The sequence below is a fragment of the Chitinispirillales bacterium genome, from assembly GCA_031254455.1.
Taxonomy (GTDB): domain Bacteria; phylum Fibrobacterota; class Chitinivibrionia; order Chitinivibrionales; family Chitinivibrionaceae; genus WRFX01.
Genome location: JAIRUI010000092.1, coordinates 1 through 20778 on the forward strand (window position 1 = coordinate 1; position 20778 = coordinate 20778).

The 20778-nt window shown below is 36.4% G+C and carries 15 protein-coding genes; 7 read left to right on the top strand and 8 right to left on the bottom strand.

Annotation, left to right across the window (positions count from 1 at the left end):
• Positions 1–132 precede the first annotated feature (132 nt).
• Positions 133–690, top strand: coding sequence for a hypothetical protein (locus tag LBH98_06970; GenBank protein MDR0304490.1), 558 nt, complete (start codon positions 133–135; stop codon positions 688–690).
• Here the strand turns inward: LBH98_06970 and LBH98_06975 are convergent.
• The 7 genes from LBH98_06975 to LBH98_07005 all read right to left on the bottom strand — a co-directional run bounded on the left by LBH98_06975 (position 678) and on the right by LBH98_07005 (position 13065).
• Complete coding sequence (locus LBH98_06975) at positions 678–1319, bottom strand: OmpA family protein (protein ID MDR0304491.1); 642 nt, start codon at positions 1317–1319, stop codon at positions 678–680. The two genes, LBH98_06970 and LBH98_06975, sit on opposite strands and share 13 nt — an antisense overlap.
• A 79-nt stretch (positions 1320–1398) precedes the next feature.
• Positions 1399–3378, bottom strand: coding sequence for an OmpA family protein (locus LBH98_06980; GenBank protein ID MDR0304492.1), 1980 nt, complete (start codon positions 3376–3378; stop codon positions 1399–1401).
• Between the two features lie 112 nt (positions 3379–3490).
• The gene (locus tag LBH98_06985; GenBank protein ID MDR0304493.1) at positions 3491–5155 is read right to left on the bottom strand and encodes a DEAD/DEAH box helicase; all 1665 of its coding nucleotides are present in this window, start codon (positions 5153–5155) and stop codon (positions 3491–3493) included.
• 8 nt (positions 5156–5163) lie between these two features.
• Positions 5164–8841: a response regulator gene (locus tag LBH98_06990; GenBank protein ID MDR0304494.1), complete on the bottom strand. Its 3678-nt coding sequence runs from the start codon at positions 8839–8841 to the stop codon at positions 5164–5166.
• Between the two features lie 95 nt (positions 8842–8936).
• Entirely contained in the window at positions 8937–10085 is a 1149-nt protein-coding gene (locus LBH98_06995; GenBank protein MDR0304495.1) for a GDSL-type esterase/lipase family protein, read from the bottom strand.
• Complete coding sequence (locus LBH98_07000) at positions 10082–11497, bottom strand: hypothetical protein (protein ID MDR0304496.1); 1416 nt, start codon at positions 11495–11497, stop codon at positions 10082–10084. The genes LBH98_06995 and LBH98_07000 overlap by 4 nt, the downstream gene beginning before the upstream one ends.
• A gap of 11 nt (positions 11498–11508) precedes the next feature.
• On the bottom strand, positions 11509–13065 hold the full coding sequence (locus LBH98_07005; GenBank protein ID MDR0304497.1) for an MBOAT family protein: 1557 nt from the start codon (positions 13063–13065) through the stop codon (positions 11509–11511).
• A gap of 85 nt (positions 13066–13150) precedes the next feature.
• On the opposite strand from LBH98_07005, the gene LBH98_07010 reads away from it, so the two are divergent.
• The 5 genes from LBH98_07010 to LBH98_07030 are packed head-to-tail and all read left to right on the top strand — an operon-like array spanning position 13151 to position 19114.
• On the top strand, positions 13151–14470 hold the full coding sequence (locus tag LBH98_07010) for a UTP--glucose-1-phosphate uridylyltransferase (protein ID MDR0304498.1): 1320 nt from the start codon (positions 13151–13153) through the stop codon (positions 14468–14470).
• Positions 14471–14502: 32 nt separating this feature from the next.
• Positions 14503–15273 (top strand): SDR family NAD(P)-dependent oxidoreductase, encoded by a 771-nt coding sequence (locus LBH98_07015; GenBank protein ID MDR0304499.1) that lies wholly within the window; start codon positions 14503–14505, stop codon positions 15271–15273.
• 28 nt (positions 15274–15301) lie between these two features.
• A complete protein-coding gene (gene rseP / locus LBH98_07020; protein MDR0304500.1) occupies positions 15302–16624 on the top strand; it encodes an RIP metalloprotease RseP in 1323 nt (440 codons plus the stop codon).
• A gap of 9 nt (positions 16625–16633) precedes the next feature.
• Positions 16634–17542 carry a signal recognition particle-docking protein FtsY gene (gene ftsY / locus LBH98_07025; GenBank protein MDR0304501.1) on the top strand — a complete coding sequence of 303 codons (909 nt, stop codon included), beginning with the start codon at positions 16634–16636 and terminating at the stop codon, positions 17540–17542.
• Positions 17543–19114, top strand: coding sequence for a hypothetical protein (locus LBH98_07030; protein MDR0304502.1), 1572 nt, complete (start codon positions 17543–17545; stop codon positions 19112–19114).
• 21 nt (positions 19115–19135) lie between these two features.
• Here the strand turns inward: LBH98_07030 and LBH98_07035 are convergent, their stop codons facing one another.
• Positions 19136–19303 carry a hypothetical protein gene (locus LBH98_07035; GenBank protein ID MDR0304503.1) on the bottom strand — a complete coding sequence of 56 codons (168 nt, stop codon included), beginning with the start codon at positions 19301–19303 and terminating at the stop codon, positions 19136–19138.
• Between the two features lie 447 nt (positions 19304–19750).
• Here LBH98_07035 and LBH98_07040 point away from each other — a divergent pair.
• Positions 19751–20778 (top strand): InlB B-repeat-containing protein (locus tag LBH98_07040; protein ID MDR0304504.1); only part of this gene is annotated, 1028 nt, incomplete at its 3' end.

Sequence of the window (20778 nt, forward strand, 5' to 3'; positions counted from 1 at the left end):
TAATAAGAGAAAATCCGTTAAAATTATCTTGATTTTATAGATGTGTACACTCTGTGAATGCAATATAGTATTTTATATAAAAACATGGTATTTTTTTATCCTTAACTAGGATTGAACCATTATTTTTAACTAATGAATAAATCTATTGAGAAATTTGCTAAAATTTTACTCTTTACAATTATAATTATCGTAGTAATTTTAATTGTAAGGCGGTATTCTCAATACGCTTTTAAGTGTGTGAATTCAAATCCTGTTACAAAAATGTTTGATTATTCGGATATTGCAGTCGAAAGTGAAATCAATGAGAAAAAAAACGTTGTCGATAAAGTTAAATATTTGAACGACACAGACATAAATATTAATAACGCCGAAAGTTTAGTTTGGATTTCTGGGTTTCGTAATGCAAACGATATTTCCGAGGAAATAAAATTTCATGCCGTTTCAATGAAATATAAATTTCATTTGCATAAAATTACACCTCCATCGCAGCAAGTTATCGTTAAAATTTTGATTGATAAATACGGACGTGTATCGGACCCGCAAGTAATTTCACCCGATACGCTTTCAGAAAATTCGCGAAATTTAATATTGTCTGATTTGATGACTTGGCAGTTTGTGCAAATAAAACAAGACGGAAAAACAATTGCTTCTTTTCCACTTAATCTCAAAAATCGGCTTCAATCCCAATAAATTTCGATTCTGCGATTTGCATTTTGCCCTCTTTGTGATCGGTTATCGGCAACTGGATTGTTAGCTCCGAAACCCGTTGCGGTAATTCTTGATTTGCTTATTCCTTTTGAAACAAAATAATCTTTTACGGCATCAGCTCTTTTTTGTGAAATAATAATATTGTCTTTATATTCTCCTGTGTTGTCCGTATATCCGTAAATAATAATTTTTGATTCAGGACATTCTTTAAGTTTTTTTAGAAAAGGGTATAAGTAAATGAGTGATGAATTTGGAATATCGACTTTTCCCAAAGCAAAAAAGATTCCTGTAATTTCCGGTCTTGTAAAATTAAAATTTTGCGGGCAGCCGTATTTTTCTGCGATACCCGGTATATCAATGCAAACATCATATAAATTTATAATTAAGTCGCTGTCATTATCACACGTAGGGCACAAAATTTGCGCCAAGATATTATCTATTGAAAGTTTATTGTCAACTTCCATATTGATTTTAACGTTTGCGAAATCTTGCCAATATATAGCGTCAATTTTTTCGTCAATTTGTGTTGTCGAATATTCTGTATTGATTTCTTTTAGTTTTTTTTGTTTGGTTTTCGATGTTTTTTCTTTAACTTTAGCCAATGTTTCCATTGGAAAAAAAACTACCCACGAGAAAAATCCCGTGAGTAGTATAGATGTAAACGTTTTAAATCGCATACCTAATTAAAGATTAGTCAATTCTTTTTAATTCAACGCGCCGGTTCAGTTCTTTTCCGGCAGGCGTATCGTTTTCTGCAATAGGAACGTCTGGACCATATCCGACCGCTTTGAGACGGTTTGCCGGAACGCCCTGGTTAATGAAATACTTCATAACCGTTTCCGCTCTTTGCTGCGATAATTTCATATTCGCTTCGCGTTTACCGACATTATCGGTATGTCCTTGAATTTCAAGTTTAACTTCGGGCCAGTCGCGTAACGACTTGATAACCGCATCAAGCGCATCGTAAGAACCTCCAGTAAGAGTCGCTTTTCCGGTTTGGAAATTGACTCCTCTCAATATAAGTCCTTCTCTTGGTATCTCAATAGCGACCGGCGCAGGAGCTGGCATTTCGATAACCTCGACTACGGTAACCGGATCCTGTTTAAACGAAACCGTAATAATCTGGTTTGACATAACGCTTGCAAAAGTATATTGCGCCAACGCACCCTGATTTTCACCGTTAACGGTCACTTGCTCAATTGAAAATCCTTCTGCCGGACCGAACGAATAAATTACCATAGTTCCTTCTTTTACGACATTCACGCCGACAGGGGTAATCGTTCCCTGACCAGCCGCAACGGAAGCGGTAATTGTATATGTCGGGATAGGTTTCGGAGCTTTTTCGACTTCTACTTCAAGCGTATCAATTCTATCAACATAAACCGTATCTATAATACGAACGGTATCGCAAATCGGTTCCGGTTCCGCTATTGGACTGTCCGGAACAATGGTTTGACGTTTAACCATAAGTCCGTTCCAACCTATGGACGCTGCAAAAGCGACTTTCGGTTCTACCGCCGTTTCTATGAGAACGTTTTGTTGCGCCGACTCGTCAAAAGTCGCTAAGTCGCCATAATAAAAACCTTTTTTATTCGACAAAGAAAGGTCAACGCCGGCGCTTATCGTAAGTCCGCTGGGAGTTAAAAAAGCAACTCCGGGAGAAATACGCATCGGATCGCTTTTCAAACTTCTATTGTATTCGTTTATTTCGTACTTGTTGCGGAATTCAGGATGATCCCCAATATTACTATCATCTTTCACGACTTTCCAGGTTTGTTCTTGCTGAATACTGCCGAAACGAGGCTCCGCCGAGAAATCTACAAAAATACTTACCCACTCGGCCGGTCGAACTTCAAGACCGCTGTTAAGATAAAATACGTGTTCATTTATCCACTGAAGCGTCCAACGCAGTCCGTAATTGAAGTGAAAAAGAACGGGGAAAACATCGGACATTTCTCTGAAATCCCATGTCCAAAGCATTTTCATATCTATTTCCGTATTATTTGACGTATAAAAATGATATACACCGGATTCGGAACGTTTATCTGTATAATATAAGTGTCTAGGGAAATATCCCGCTCCTTGTCGTCCGCTCGGGATAGTGAGAGCTCCATAATAAGCCATTTCAAAAAATTTTCTGTGCGGATATGGGGGGTACTGAAATTTCACCGAGATATCAATGTCGCCGATTCCGCCTATTGTTTTAGACGTTTTATCGCCGGGCCAAAAATATTCATCATCAGGGTAACTTTTAAACTCCGTGTTTCCCATCCAGTCGATATAAACCGGAACCATAACGGCCAAATCCAAGTATCTCGTTATACCGTAACTCAAACTTACATTAAACGTTTCTCTTGCGTAATCGGGAATTTTCAAACTCGGATCGGAATAAAGACCTTTAGAGTCGATTAGAGTAAGTTCACCATCTACATTATCCATATAATAACCGTATCGGTAAATATTTTTGATGAATTTTTTATCCATTGAATGGTTGCCGTAAACCTGAAACGACAGCCTGCCGAAACCTAAAGTTTGTGCAGACAACGTATTCCACAATCCCACTTGACCGAATTTACTGATGCTTTTCGTTTCGTCCGGATCGGGGGTAGCCGCTACATTCGAGATAATAATAACAGCGAAAATTAATCCCATTGTCAAAATCTTTTTCATTGAACAACACTCCTTTTATAAAGTATTTTTTATGCATATCAAACATAAATATAATATATGTACTAATGAAATTCGCAATTTTTTATATTTTTCAATAATAATGTGGTAATATTTACATGTAAACAATTTCGTAAGGATAGCCCTGCTCGGCAAGAAATATCTGTCTTTTCATCGCAAATTCAAGTTCTACGGTGTCGCGTGTTACTACTGAATAAAAAATCGCTTGCGAACTGTTTCGCTTAGGACGCAGTATTCTTCCAAGTCGCTGAGCTTCTTCTTGACGGCTTCCAAACATCCCGGAAATCTGAATCGCGACATTGGCGTCCGGTAAATCTACCGCCATATTTCCTACTCGCGATAAAACAAGTACGTTTAAGTCGCCGTTGCGAAATTTTTCGTAAAGAGCGTCACGTTCCGAATTTTTCATATTACCTTTAATTACGGGTGCGTTAAATTTTTTGCCGTGTTCGTCAATTTGATTTATATATTGTCCAAGAATCAGGATTTTCTCCCCTTTGTGTTTTTTAAGTAAATCGGCAACGACCGATATTTTGTTTTTATTTTCGTATGCTACTCTTACTTGCTCGCGTTTTGTTAAAGACAAGAAACCGATTTTTGAATATTCGTCTAAATCCACACGTATTTCTACACATTTTGCCGTTGCGATCCAACCGTCTTTTTCCAAATCTTTCCAAGGGACGTCAAATTTTTTCGGACCGATTAATGCAAAAACGTTTGTCTGTAAATTATCCTCGCGAATGAGCGTCGCGGTAAGTCCGAGTCGTCGTCTCGCCTGAATTTCCGCCGTGAATTTAAATACAGGAGCGGGAAGTAAATGAACCTCGTCGTAAATTATCAATCCCCAATCCTGTGAGTTGAAAATTCCGAAATGCATAAAATCTTCTTCTTTATCTCTACGGTAAGTCAAAATTTGATAAGTTGCGATGGTTATCGGTTTAATTTCTTTTTGTTCTCCGCTATATTCGCCGATTTCGTCTTCATTAAGATTTGTACGATTTAGTATTTCGCGCTTCCATTGGTGCGCCGCAGTTATATTGGTAACTAAAATCAGTGTTTTTTTTGAAATTTTTTCCATAGTTTTTATTCCGACGATAGTTTTTCCTGCACCGCATGGAAGTACCACGACACCGCTTGTTCCGCGTAAGTTGTCGTTTCCTATGAATGAATCCACTGCAGATTTTTGATAGTTACGTAAAACGAACGGTATATTATCTTTGCCGATTTCAAGCATTTTTATATTATAATCCTCGCCGTCGACAAATCCCGCAATATCATTGACGGGAAAATTCAAATCAATGAATTTTTGTTTTAAGATCCCGCGAAATTTTGGTTCAACAATTACGGTATCACCATCAATTTCTACAATATCAATAATAGAAGGGTTTTTTACTAATTGTGAAAGTAAATCTTTATCGTCTGATTCCAATGAAAGCCGTCCGTCCGAAAACTTTACCATATTTATTTTTCCGAACCTCTCGCTTATATCTTTAATGTCTTTTATTACATTTGCCGGAATAGTGTATTTAGTGTAATCTTCAAGGGCGGAAATTATATTGTCGGCAACAAGTCCTATGGCTTTTGCATTCCAAAGCGAAAGTGGAGTTATGGAATACGAATGAACGTGTTCCGGACTTTTTTCCAAATGTGCGAAACTTGAAAGTAAATCGCGGGCGCATGTGAATTTTGGGTTGTTAACTTCTAATAAAATAGTGCCGTCACTCTGAATTATTAGCGGATTATTTGGGTTGTATGTCATTTTATTATTTATTCTAAAAGCGCTTCAATCAATTTTTTTTCTATTTTATCGTATGCGAATTCTTGGGTTTGTTCTTTGATAAATGCAATCAATTCGCTGTTTTTACTGTAGGTGAACTGGTCAAGTTTTGCAATAATTTTGTTCATGCTGTTGATATCATAGTCTATGACCGCTTGCAGTAATTCTTTTAGTAGCTCTTCATCGGGAGTTTCGCGCGTTTCACGAGGATTGTATTGTTTTTTTATGTCGTCAAAATCAATTAAAAGTTTTTTTATTTCGGAAACCAAATTGTTTGTAGATTCGGTTAGTAATTTGTTCGTAAATAAAACTTGCTCAATATCTCCTTTTTTGGCAAATATCTCCGCTTCTTTAGCCAGATTGCCGCATTCCATAGCCCCTATTCCGTAGTAACTGCCTTTAATTCCGTGAATCAAAATTGTATATTCGTTAAGGGTTTCATATTTAACAATTAACAAATTTTGTATAAGCGGCGGTATATTCTTTACAAACGAATCAAGAATTTTTATATATAAGTCGGCCATTTGTCCGAAATTATCAAGCGCCAAAGTGATATTCAATCCTTTTATATTTATGTTATTCAAATAATTACGGGCGATTAGTTCATTATTTTCGACTGTAATCGTTTCTTTTGATTCCTCTTCTGTAAGGTTGAGCGTTTTATTGTCTTGTTTGCTGTGAATATATTTCATAAGAATACTTTCTATATTAGATTTGCTGATTGGTTTTTTGATATGGTAATTAAATCCGTTTTTGTAGAAGATGTTGTCGGAGATAGCAACGTTGGCGGTAAGGGCGACTATAATAATATTTTTTGCGTAATCGGAATTTATTCCGCGAATTCGTTTAACGGTTTCTATTCCGTCCATTGTAGGCATCATGTGATCCATAAGCACAATATCATAAATTTTTTCTTCAGATTTGATTTTGTTAATTGCACTCTCTCCGTTTAAAACGCAGTCCACGTCAAGTCCATAGCAAAGCAATAACTCTTTTGCAACGTCTAAATTCGCTTTTACGTCATCCACAACTAATACCTTTCCGTACGGCATATAAAGATTTTTATTCATAGGCGATGGTTCGTTCTTGTTTTGCAGGATGTTGGAAGGATTAGCCGCGGCAATATCCGAAATTTCAAAATTTCCTATGGGTGTACTGTCGATTATTGTTTGATTTATTAAGAAACTGAATTCGCTTCCTATACCTACTTCGCTTAATATTTTAATTTTTCCGCCCATGATTTTTACAAGTTCCCGCGCAATTGAGAATCCGATTCCGATGCCTCCGTGTTTTTTAGAGAACGAAGAATCAATTTGTGAAAAACCGGAAAGCATGTTTTTTTGCGATAAGGCGTCAATACCTATGCCGGTATCTTTCACCGAAAAATTTATACCAACTTCCATTTCGTTTCTGGTTTCTTCTTTTAGTGAGATTGTAATACGTCCTTTGTTGGTAAACTTTAACGCATTTGATATTAAATTATTTAAAATATTTTTAATTTTATTATTGTCGCCGAACATTTTTCTGGGGAGTTTTGGGTCGATATCTAAGGCAAAAATAATGCTGCTGTTTTCAGTATTTTTGATATTTGTATCATATATATCTTTAATCATATTCTTTAAATCATATTCTTTAGGAATGATTGTAATTTGATTTTGTTGGATTTTTAGAAATTCAAAAATTTTATTGACAATTTCAAGTAAATTTACTCCGTTTTTTAAAATTTTCTCAAAATATTCTTGAATGTCTTCATTAACATTTTTTTTCTGCGAAGCAATTTCGCTTAAGCCTACAATTGAGTTTATAGGCGTTATGATTTCATGTGAAATCGTTGCTAAAAATTCTATTTTTGATTTGTTGCTGATTTCTGATATTAAAATCGCTTTGTTTTTATCTTCTTCGGCTTCTTTCCGAATAATTGTTGAGGCGATTACAGAACAAACATTTCGAATGATTTTTTTATCTATTTTATCAAATTTTGCGAAATCATCAAATATTTCTATTGTCAAGGCAGCCTTGTATTTGCCGTTTATATAAATCGGTGAAATTAAAAAAGATTTTATTCCCGCTTTAGTTATGGATTCATATTTTTGTTCTGCCGCTACGTTTTCACAGTAAATTATTGGCGGGAAACAACCTTGCGCGAGATCGTCAGGAATAGCGTCGCCGTTAATTAAAGCATCCATTGCATCTTCGGTCGCGTCTGTGGAAATAGAAACTGGAAAACAATATTGTTTATGTAAACACATCTTATTTTTTTCTGCATCTAAAAATGCAATTCTTATTATGTGTGATTTAGAAACATAGTTAATGGAATCGTTAATAATGGAAATTAATTTTGATATGCAACCGTTGAATTCCTGAATTCCTATAAACGCATTTGATAAACGCAATGAAATACTTTCCGTAAATAGCAGATTTTGCAGCATTTTTTTTATTTCACGGGCTTTTGATAACGATTTGTTTGAATAAGTCATCCTCATAATCATTTTATTTATTTCCAATGCAAAAGTCAATATCTCTTTGTTTGAGCAATGTCTATTTAAGTTTAAGAAAGATCCTTGCTTTAAACTTTCAATTTCTTCATTAATTTTTTCAAGCGGCGATATAGTTAATTTCACGGTAAGAAAAAATAGGATTGCAGACAGAAACGCGAGTAAAGTAAAAATAAATAAAATAGCGTAAGAAACGCTTTTTAATGAGATATTTTGCACGTAATCGTAATTTATATACCCAAGAATCGTTATGTTTTTATAATTTGTTATTTTCCCGTACATTTTTGAACCGTTAAACGAGAAATAGAAAGGAATTTTTTCCTGCTTTTTTAAAATGTCTTTGATTGAAATGTTTTCAAAACGTTTTTCTGTTTTTTCTCCCCTTGAATCTGCTATAATAGTCCCGTTATCACTTATTATCATACATCCGCCGTTAAACGAGAAATTCATATTTTTCAAGAAATTTTCGAATTCTATCTGTTCCAAAATATTTTTGGTCGGTATGACATACCCTATTTGTACTATGCCTTTTTTGTCTTTTCTTGCAACGCCGATGTATTGAGCGATTTCTCTGTCAACTCCTCTTTTTTGCGGGTTTTGTGCGATTTCAAGTCCGGTATCGGATAATATTTCCGTAAAAGGCAGAGTTTGTTCTCTTAAATAAAAATTTAATCCTATCATACCGCTTATTTCTGCGACGGAACTATGGGTTAGAACTCCGTTTTCATCAATGACATGAATCTCGTCCGCACCGATTTCTGCGGCAAGTTCTTTTAGTTTTTGAGTTTGTAAAATTGAATTATCGTTTTTTATTTTTTGCGCTACTTCTCTGCACAAATTAAGTTGTTGGTCGTTAAGTATGTTGAACATATTGTAAACTCTATTTGAATTTTTTTCAATTGTAATAGCAAATTGTATTTTATCAAGTAATTCGTCGATTATGGAATTGGACAGTTTAACGCTCTGTCTTTGCATAATTGCGGAGGAAAAATACGAAACGGTCAGTATTATAGAAAGTATGATGAAAATAATAGCGATTATTAGTTTTCTACGAACGCTGATTTTCAAATTACCGGTATTTACAGTCGGCAATTTTGTTGAAATTGTAATTCTTTCTTCTTCCTGTTCAATTGATTTTATTATTTCTATTATTTCGGATTCCAGAGTTTCCAAAATTTCCGCCTTTCGTTTCGGGACAGTGGAAACGAAAATAATAAATGCCCGAAAGTTGTACAGTATTTTTTTATCGTTGATTAAAATTTACAAAATTATTTAGATTGGGTTGTCAGAAAATACTCATAATTTTTAATAAGCGCGTTGGCAAAATAGCCGCCGATAAATTCGTAACCGTATTTAGAATAGTGAACTTTGTCTTTTGTCAAAAGAGAATTAGTATCGTCTTTTACAGAAAATTTGTGTGTCAATTCGTGTAAATCCCAAATAGCGTAACTTTTACCTTCTGTTAAATTTTTTGAATACTCATTGATGAAGGACGTTTCTATTTTTTTTACGAGAGTTAACGGAGGAGTAGTGACCAAAACGGGAATTTCGCCGCATTTTTCTTTTATTTTTGAAATAAGCGTATCTATTTGCAAAATAAATATTTCAGGGGAAATTTCCGAAAAAGCCTCGTTTGTACCGAAAGATAAAATAATCAAATCCGGAGAAACTGCCGGAATTTGTTCGAAAAAAATTGAATTTTGAAGAAAATCGCTCGCTTTAGCTCCATTGATTCCTATAGAATTATAAATAATTCCGCTTTTATCGTTTTCTATATATATTCCGTTAAGATTATAATCATCATAACTATAATCTTCATTCTGAAATATTCGAACGCTGTTCATAGGGGCGGCGCTTTGAAAGTCTGCCCAATATTGGTTTTCGGCGATGATACCGATTAAATTTGTTGTTCTCAAGTCATTTTCTATCGAAAACGGCGATTTTTCATTTGGATAAAAAATTGTAATTTTGTCAAATTTGTAAATTTCCGGAACTTCAAGTAAAATTTCAAAATTTTTATCGTTTGTGAGTAATCCGTGCCCTGAAATTCCTATAATTATTTGTTTGTGGCAATGTGAACGCATAGAAACTCTGCAGCTTTGCCATACAGAGTTAGATGAAAATTTTATGAATTTGTTTGCCGTACTGTTTGTTTTTGCCAAATTATAAGGAAAAATAAAACCCATTCCCCCGTTTCCGAATCTTTCTTGAAGAATTTCACGAGTTGCTTGTACAAAAAAGTTTCCCTGTATATGCGAATCGCCGATATGAAGAATTTTTACTTTTTGCGAATTTTCAATGCTTTGCGCTTTCTTAAATAATGGAATAAGCAAATCCGCGTTTATTATTGTATATTCCTCCTGTGAAATTCCGCAGGAAATTATCGAAATTACGATTGCCATAATTTTTTTTATCAATTCGAACCGCCTGATTTAATGTTTTTGTAATTTTGATACTCTTCTTCTAATTTCTCGTAAACGGCATTCGCTATTATTTTTGCCCCTGTCGGTGAGAAATGAATAAAATCTTTCGCTCCAAGCGGAGGATACTCGTTTACCCATTTTGCCATAGTTCCTTCGCCGCCCATAATTTTGAACAAATTTATGAAACTTGAGTTTGTTGTTAAAGCGTATTCTCTTTGGCTTCGTAATAGTGGATAAATCAAAGAATCGGTTTGAATTTTGTTGCCGTATTTTGCCGCTTTATCCGCTGCCGAGATTATCAAAATATCGGCTTGTGGAAAGCATTCGCGAATGTGTTCGACAACTTTTGTCATTTTTTCGGAATACCATTTGTATTTTTTTATATCTGATTTTATTACATTTGCACCGAATTGTAAAATTATGAGATCGTAATCAAATTTTTTTTGAAATGCGTTCATTAACGGTTTATCGAGATATATCAACGGAAGTCCGGAAGAACCGCGAATAGAAAAATTATCCACAAAAATTCCGTTTTGTGTAGTAAAATTTATTCCGAAAAACGGGATCGAATCAACATCGTAAAAAATTAGCGAAATTGAATCCTTTTCTGTATTTATATTTAACGAATTTATTGAATTTTGCGGATTAAGCGATATTTCTCGCTTATCGTTCTGCGAGGAAACATGTACTTTCCCGTTCATATTGTTTGATTTCCCGTAAATTAAAACGGGATTGTAAATTTTTTGCGTTCCGGATTTATAAGAAACCCAAAGAGAGTCGGAATCTAATGAATATGATACGGTTCCGGAAACGCCGATTGGAGAAAATTTACGTTTTATCAACGAAGAAGTTTGCCAATTTTGTGAAAAATTATGTTTAATTGTGTGTCGTCCTGATAGATTTGGAAGTGAAATCGGAACTAAACCCACACCGTTTCCGCCATATTTTTTTTGGAGAAGCGAGCGTATCGTATGCACGATATAATCGTCTTCAATCATTGAATCTCCATAATATGCGATGCGTATATTTCCATTTTTAGTTGTTTCTAATTTATAAAGTTTTTCGAAAAATTTACTTAATCCTTTCCCTTCTTTATTGGTTTCCACTATATTAAAATCAAAAGATCCAGACGGTTTTTGCGCTTTTTGTGCGTCAAAAAAAATTAAAGAAATTGAGTCGGGGATTTCATGTTTTGATAATTCTAAACTATCTTGCTGCATTGAAAATGTTATATCATCGTTTGTAATAAATTCGTTTTGCAAAATTTTTTGCTTAAATATATCTTTTGGAAAAATAAATCCTGAAATCCAAAAAAGCGAGGTTCCAAGAATCATAACAATTATAGTTTGTGTAAAATTGAAGCGCGCCTCGCGTTCAGGGTTTTCGTCTTCGTTAAAAATTATCATTGTTTGTCCTTTCAAAATTGAAAATAAATGAAAGGTTGAATATCGCTTGTCGATACCGAATAAGAGATACGAAAAACGATTCCTAAAATTAAAATTTTCACCCAAATCGGCGAAAGCGCAAATGAATTTCTTATTTTTTCAACAATTTTTTCCGGAATAAAATGAATGAAAAATCCGAATAGCATAAATGAAATTACAAGTTTGTGGCACGAAACAAGTACCAAAAATTTGTCCGGTTCAAAAGTAAGCCTTAAAATTTGGCGTATGACATTCAATGCGGTTTGAAAATCCGCCGCCCTGAAAAATATAAACGAAAACGCTACGAAATGAAAAGTTATAAATATAAAAAACGGGCTGAAAATGTTGAATTTTCCGTCTTCTTTTTTTCTCGATATTTTAAAAATTTTGCAAATAATTCTTTCAATGATAAGCGCTATTCCGTGCAATCCGCCCCAAGCGACGAACTTCCAACTCGCTCCATGCCACAATCCGCCGATTAACATCACAATAAACAAATTTATGTACGTGCGAATTTTACCGTTTTTGTTTCCGCCCAGCGGGATATACAAATAATCACGAAGCCACGATGAAAGTGAAATGTGCCAGCGCCGCCAAAATTCCGTAATGTTTTTTGATTTGAACGGTGTGTGAAAATTTATGGGCAGTTTGTATCCTAAAAGCAACGCTAAACCTATTGCCATGTCGGAATATCCGGAGAAATCACAATAAATTTGCATAGTATAACCGTAAACCGCAAGCAGATTTTCAAACGGGGTGTAAAGATCAGGTGAAAAGAAAATTCTGTCAACCAAATTAAGCGAAACGAAATCCGAAATAACAGTTTTTTTTACAAGTCCTAAAAGTATAAGAAAAAGTCCGTTTCCTAAATCAAGATTTGTAATTTTCGGAGTACTTTGCAATTGCGGCATAAACTCTTTTGCACGGACGATCGGTCCTGCTACAAGTTGTGGGAAAAAACACAAATAAAACGAAAAATTCAAAAAAGACTTTTCCGCTTCTATTTCATTTTTATATACGTCCGTACAATAACTTATAGCCTGAAAAAGATAAAATGAGATTCCTATAGGCAAAATTATGTTAGGAGCTAAAAATTCGGTTTTTGCAAATTCATTTATGTTGGCGATGAAAAATCCTGTATATTTAAAATATCCAAGAATCGTAAGGTTTGAAATAATTGCGATAGCCAGAAAAAATTTTCGTAAAAAAACAGTTTCTGCCGTTGAAATTAAATGCGAAAGTAAATAATTTGCGACGGTGACGGCAATTAGTAAAAAAACGAACAAACCGCCTGCTTTGTAGTAAAAAAACAGCGAAAACAGTAATACATAAATTGTACGCAGCGTTTTTTTATTGTAAATTGTTGCATAGATTGTGAAAAAAACTATAAATATTACCAAAAACATACCGCTTCCGAATAAAAGCGGATTTGATTTGTCGTAGATAAAATATGGCATTAACAAATCCATAATTTCCGATGAGGAAAAAAACTGATTTATCTTGTCAAATGTAAAATATGATAAAAATTTATCCATAGAGAATTTATCCATAAAGCTTCGTAGAAAATACTATTTGCATTGAAAAGGTATTATTTTTACATAAAAATTGTGGAAATATTAAAAAATTAAAGGGATTATGAATCAAAAATTATATGAATTTAAGCAAAAAATGTACAAAACCGGCTGCGGTGAAAGTATAATATCTCTATTTTTGAGATATTACGAAAAACTCAAGAACGGCGATAGAGGAATAATATACGAAAAAGACATCTATCCGGTTAAATACGGGGAAATTACAAAGTATTGCGACATTGAAAAAGATAAAACTTTGCTTGAAAAAACCGCAATAATAAAATTAAACGGCGGTCTTGGAACGTCTATGGGTATGGATTTTCCAAAATCGTTCGTAGAGGTTCGCGAAAAAAAAAGATTTATAGATATCGCGCTTTTGCAGCAGCGATTTTTTGAAAAAGAGACAAAAAGTAAATATCCTCTAATATTTATGAACAGTTTGTCCACAAAAAAAACGACCGAAGAGTTTGTTGAAAAAAATCCTCAAATATTGTGTAAAGACATACCGCCTTGTTTTACGCAGCATTCTTTTGTAAAGGTGCTTAAAGACGGATTCGGAGCGGCTTTTTATGAAAAAGATACGGATTTGGAGTATAATCCGGCGGGACACGGCGACGTGTATATGGCGTTGCATGAAAGCGGAATATTAAAAAAACTTTTGAAAAATAATTTCAGGTTCGCGTTTATATCAAATATCGACAATAGTGCGGCGTCTTTTGACGTTTCCATATCAAATTTTATGGCAAAAAACGATATTCCTTTTTTAATGGAGGTTTGCAGAAGGACTGATATGGATAAAAAGGGCGGGCACATCGCCAAAAATAAAAACGGCGGATATGTTTTACGGGAAAGAGCTCAGGCTGACGAAAATGAAATGTCGGAATTTGAAAATATAGAAAAGTATTCTTATTTCAACACAAACTCTATTTGGGTGGATTTGAGAAAACTTGGCGAAATTATAGATAGAAACAAAATAGTCGAACTTCCGTTTATAGCAAACGAAAAAACGCTTAACCCAAACGATAAATCGACAGATAAAGTTTATCAGATAGAGCAAGCGATGGGAGCGGCGATTTCTCTTTTTGAAGGCGCGAAATTGTTGGAAGTGGAAAAAGAAAGATTTTTTCCGGTTAAAACTACAAGCGATTTATTTTTGTTAAGAAGTGACAGATTTTTTATTAAGGACTCCGTTATTAAATCCTTTGACGACAATAAATCTGAGTGTTCTGTCGTATTGGAAAATAAATTCTACTCAAATTTATCTGATTTTGAAAAACGTGTAAGCAAAGGTGTTCCGTCTTTAAAAGGGTGTAAAAAATTGTTTGTACGAAACGATGTTTTCTTTGACGAAACGATGAAATTTGACGGAGAAGTTTATTTATGAGTAAAATAAATTGATATGGGAGAAAATACGATATGAAATGCGCCGTAATTACCGGAGCGAGTTCCGGTATCGGGTTAGAATGTGCAAAAATTGTAAGTCGAAACCGTTTGTTTGGTGTTGATAAAATTTTTCTTCTTGCACGAAGAAAAGAGAATATGGAAAATCTATCAAAAGAATTGGAAATAGAAACTCAAATAGTCGTGTGCGACGTTTCAAGAGATGAGGGCATAAAAAATTTTGCAGAGATTTTGAATGTTCAAAATCCTGATATAACTCTTCTTATAAATTCTGCGGGTTTTGGAAAAAACGGCGACTTTACGGACATCTCAGTCTGCGGCAATATCGGGATGATTGACGTTAATTGTAGAGGGTTGGTGTATATGACGCAAATATGCTTGAATTACATGAAATCCGGCGCACATATTCTTAACGTATCTTCTGTCGCCGGTTTTGCTCCTTTGGCTAAATTTACTGTTTACGGAGCCACAAAAGCGTTTGTTACGTCTTTTTCCGTAGGATTAAGCGTTGAACTTGAAAAAAGAAATATTTCTGTTACTATATGTGCGCCCGGTTCTGTGGATACCGAGTTTCATAAAATCGCAAGAGGGGATAGCGGTATCGTAAAAAAACTTTATTCTTCAAAAGCGCCGGTTAAGAAAGTGGCAGAATTAGCCTTGGAAGATACTGCGAAAAAAAAATTATTTTCATCTTATGGTTTTCCCGCCAAAATCGCAAGATTATTTGGAGGAGCCGTGCCTAAAAAGTCGTTTGCAAAATTCAGTTACAAAAATATTTACGCTTAATTTGAGAAAATAAAAGGAGTTAAAAATTATGGTTAATATGCTTATCGGGCTTTTTGTGCTGGGGATTTTGGTGTTTATACACGAATTGGGGCATTTTTTAGCCGCAAAATTTTGTAAAATACCCGTGATTACTTTCTCTATAGGTTTTGGAAAGAGAATTTTTTACAAAAAAGTTGGAGAGACGACATATCAGATAGCCGCCATACCTTTTGGCGGTTATTGTGCGCTTGAAGGCGAACATCCCAAAAACGAAGAAGAATTAACCGAAAATTCTTTTGACAAACGTCCGATTTGGCAGCGAGCGCTTGTGGTTATTGCCGGACCTGTTTTTAACATAATTACGGCATATATATTTTTGGCGATAATGTATATGAACGGCGTTCCCCACGCACCGTATTTGGATACTAACGTCGTGGGTTTTGTTTCCGAAGAATCGCCTGCGTTTGGAAAGGTTAAAGTCAACGATAAGATAATTTCGATAAACGGTAAAGAAATTTTGGATTGGCAAAACATTCATGAAAAATTTTCTGATTTGAGCAAAGAGCATTCTGTTTTACTTAAACGCGGAAACGATACGGTTCTCGCGCTATTTAATATCCCTTTTCCAGATCCCAGGTCTTTAGAGGGTAAAGGTAGCGGAATTTATCCTCCGATTCCTCCTGTTGTAGGTATGGTTGAGCCGCACTCGGTCGCAGAAGCGGCGGGTTTGCTTTCGGGTGACAGCATTATATACATAAACGATATGGAAATATCTTGCTGGCAGATGGTTTCGGAGGCAATCGGCAAATATGATGCTTCTTTCGGAGCGATCTCGGTCGTTGTTTTTCGCAGCGGCGATATTATTGATTTATCCGTAATTCCGAAGTACAGCGATGAAAACAAACGCTATTTAATCGGAATTTCAATGGCAAATCCAAGCGCTTCGATAAAAAAATATTCGTTTGAAAAATCGTTAAAACTTGCATACGGAGACTGCATAAAATATTCGGTTTTAATTTTTGATACTATGAAGAAACTTTTGACACTCGTAGTCTCTCCGCAGTACCTGTCGGGACCTGTTGGAATAATGCAAATGTCGGGCGCCGCGGCTCAAAGCGGCTTATCGTCGCTTTTGCAGCTCTTGGCGCTGATAGGAATAAACTTGGGGATATTAAATTTAATGCCGCTTGTGATTACCGACGGAGGGGTGCTTTCTCTTTTGCTGATAGAGGCTATAACACGTAAGCAGATTCCGTTTAAAGTTCGTGAAAAGTTGACTGTGGTTTTTACCGTAGGATTTCTGTGTTTGGCTGTTTTTGTAACATTCGCGGATATTATGAGATTCGATACGATTGAGAAATTGCTGAAATAGGAGTATGGTATGGGGGTTCTTTCAAGATTATTCGAAGGAATGTCAAAAACAAGGAATAAAATAGCGCAGACAGCCGGAGATTTGGGAAAAGAAATTTCCGACGATTTTTACGAGTTATTAGAAGATGCGTTAATTTGCGCAGATGTCGGCGCTGACGTTTCGGCGGATTTGGTGAAAAAATTACGGGAAGAAGTCGCGATTATGGACTACAAATATACAAAAGACGCTTATGAATTATTTAAGAAAATCGTTGCCCGTGAATTGCTTATTGTGAAACCGCCGGAAGAATTTCCACCGAAACCCTGGACGATTTTGGTCGTTGGAGTGAACGGCGTCGGGAAAACGACTACCATAGGAAAATTGGCGAAAGAATTTCGCAGCGATAGCAAGAGCGTTATGCTGGCTGCGGCTGATACTTTTCGCGCGGGAGCGATAGAACAATTAAAAATATGGTCGCAAAAGTCTGACTGCGATTTTATTTCGCAGCACGACGGGAGCGATGCGGCTTCGGTCGTGTTTGACGCGATGGGCGCTGCAAAAAAACGCGGTACCGACGTTTTAATAATTGACACGGCCGGTCGGCTTCACAATAAAACAAATTTGATGAACGAATTGGAAAAAATAGTACGAGTTCTCAAAAAAGCAAACCCCTGTACCCCTAACGAAGTACTTTTGGTCGTTGATGCGACCACGGGGCAAAATGCGGTAAATCAGGCTAAAGTTTTCAACGAAACCGTGCATTTGACCGGCTTTGTGATAACCAAACTTGACGGTACGGCAAAGGGCGGAATTGCAATTTCGCTAACGAAACGATTCGGCATTCCAATACAAAAAATCGGTGTGGGAGAGGGGATTGACGACTTGCAAAAATTCGTTCCTGAAGATTATGCGGAGGCAATGCTTGGCGAGTTGGAATAAATGTGTCTTTACAAAATAGAGCAAGTGCGTGTTTCGGTCGATTTTACCCAAAACTCGCTCATGAATAAAATTGTAAGGATTTTGCAAATTTTTCCGAATGATATAATTTATGTAAAAGTTTTAAGCAAATCCTTGGATGCGCGAAAAAAACCGCCGGTGAACGTTGTTTCTGTGGAAATTTCGCTTAAAAAGCCTCTTATAAAAAACTTCAAATTTGTAAAGTCGATAGAAAGTTCAAAACCGCCTTTTGATTTCAAAATATATAAAAATATCACTCGCCCCGTGATAATAGGGTTTGGTCCTGCGGGAATTTCTGCGGCGTATTTTCTTTCGAAAGCGGGACAAAAACCGATTGTTTTTGAACGGGGCGGACAAATTGCAAAGAGACAAAAGGATGTGGACGCTTTTTGGGACTATGGGATTTTGGACAAAGAATCGAACGTCCTTTTCGGTGAAGGGGGCGCCGGACTTTTTTCGGACGGAAAACTGACTTCGCGAAGTAAAGACGTTGAAAACAGAAAGATATTTTTGGAAATGCTTGTGCGGCACGGAGCGGACAAATCTGTTCTGACCGACATGCGTGCACACATAGGAACGGATGCCTTGGCAAAAGTATTGGCGTCTATCCGTAACGAGATTCTGGAATTTGGCGGTGAAATAAATTTTGATAAAAAATTGACGGATATTAAGATTTCTCAAAAGAAACTTATTGGAATTTTTATAAACGGTGAATTTTTTGAGACGCAAAACGCAATATTGGCGATAGGGCATTCCGCACGCGGCACTTGCAAAACGCTTGAAAAATATTTAACCGTTGAAGCAAAACCGTTTGCGATAGGCGTTCGCGTAGAATTTGAACAGGAAATAATAAATCGTTTACGATATGGAAATTTCACAAAAAATCTTTCACCGGCGAGTTATGCGTTAACTTTTAGACGAAAAAATCCTTTGACTATGCGTGCGTGTTATACTTTTTGTATGTGCCCCGGCGGTCGAGTTATCGCTTGTTCGGCGCGAAAAGGGTTTCTTTCTACCAACGGAATGAGTTATTCTCAAAGAAATTTGCGTTTTGGAAACGCGGCGTTTTTGATTCCGGTCAATCCCGGCGATTTTTTGGAAAACGGCAAAAGCGCGCTTGATTGCGCGGTCGGTTTTTTGGAAAATATTGAAAGAAAATCGTTTGAACGGGGTGGAAAAAATTATTCGATTCCTGCGCAAAATTTAGCGAGTTTTTGTTTTGATAAAGAAAACAAATTCGATTGCGATTTATCGCCGCGTCGATACGAAATTACCGATATAAGCGGGATATTGCCGAAATTTGCAGAACAAACGCTCAAAGTTGCGATACCGCAAATGCTTGATTCTATGGGGAAGATATCGTTTGAACGGGCAGCGGTTTTTGCCGCTGAAACGGGGAGTTCGTCTGCGGTGCGAATCGTCAGAAATTCGCAGGATTTGCAATCAATTGACATCGCAGGGATTTTTCCTTGCGGTGAAGGCGCCGGATACGCCGGCGGGATAGTTTCAAGCGGAATTGACGGAATAAAGTGTGCAAAAAGGATTTTGTGTTGAGACAGGATTGAATCTTCTTTTTTATGTCCGTCCTTTTCCTTTACAAACATGACACTCTACTTTTTCCCCGTCGCTTGTAATTATGTGTCCCATACCTCTGCAAGTCCAGCACTCTTTATCGTCAGAGCATGCGGTTAAAATGCCGCCCGTAAGCGCTGCCGACAAAAGCAGAATTTTAAATTTTCTCATAATAAACTCCTTTTCTTACTATTAAAAATAAATTGTGGGAATACACAAAAAATAAATTTTTAAATATTTATTAAAATTTATTAAACGCGATATATTTTCATAAAGATTTTGCTATATTTCCGCTTTTTTCCATATTTATCATAACAATAAATTATTTTATAAATGCCAAAAAACATTGAACAGTGAAGATTTTATTTTCGCTTTTCGCTTATGTTCTTCTCTCAATTATAAAAAGAAGACAAACAATCCTTTGAGGTTGTTCTGTCCTGCCTTCTTTTTATATCATAACAGGCGTATTCAATGTTTTTTGGCGAAAATATGAATTTCGGCAGAACAGCCTTTTCTGTTTTTGCAGACAAGCCCTATTCTTTCCCGTAATCCATAAGTTATTAACTTCTGCAATTAGCGGTGCGCTTTTTGTAAAATTTTTAATTCAGGAGGTTTTGTATGCAAAACAAAAGCAGATTTCTAAGAGTGGCGGCGACGATTGCCGCGTTGTGTGTAGCGGGGAATGCGGCGGATTATGTACCAAATGTAATGCATAACACTAACGGTACTAAAGTATGCGATTATCCGGCAATAGTAGAAGTTTATGCTGTTGGCGGCGGCGGAGGCGGAGAAGGCGGGCATAGACGGTATTGTATGCTTGATGAATATAAAGGAACCGGCAGCAGTGGTGGTGGAGGGGCGACGGTTTATGCGAAATTTCGAGCTTCACAAGGCTCTTCTTTCGTAATAAATGTAGGTGCAGGAGGAAGAGGCGGTGCTTATCGTTATACAAAGTGTGGCGAAGATTGGGGAAACGGTCACGACGGAGAGAATGGCCATTCAACAACGATTACATTTGATGGTACACAGATTATCGCGGGCGGAGGTGGAGGTGGAGGTGTACTTGTTAGCGGTGAAACTATGACAGGCGGAGGACCCGGCGGCGTTCCATCCATCATTAATTATACAAATATAATTGCAAGTAATGGTGAAGGCGGAGGCAGAGGCAGTGATGGTAAAAAATCAGGCGATTTGGGTGCTAATTGTTGGGGTGGTAATGCCGGATATTTATCGGGAATAACAGGTGAATGTTATCATACTTCATTTGGCGGAGGCTTAGGAGCAGTAAAGGGAGGACGTCTGTCAGGGTTAGGCGGGGGCGGAAACGCTGAGTATTATTATTATGGTGATGGTTCAAAAGGTGCTGATGGCAGTCCTGGTGAAGTTTGTGCTTATGTTACCTACTTATGGACAGTAATATTTAATAGCACCGGCGGCTTGCCGACTCCGAGTTCAATATCCGAGATTCTTAACGGCAGAAGAATCATTGAACCAAGCAAACCTGCCAAAGATTATCATGTGTTTAATGGATGGTTTAAGAATCCTGACTGCACAGATAAATGGTATTTTGAAAATCCCGTAACACAGAGCATGACACTCTATGCGGGTTGGCTTGATACCCGTTATGGCGACACATTAGGAGTTCC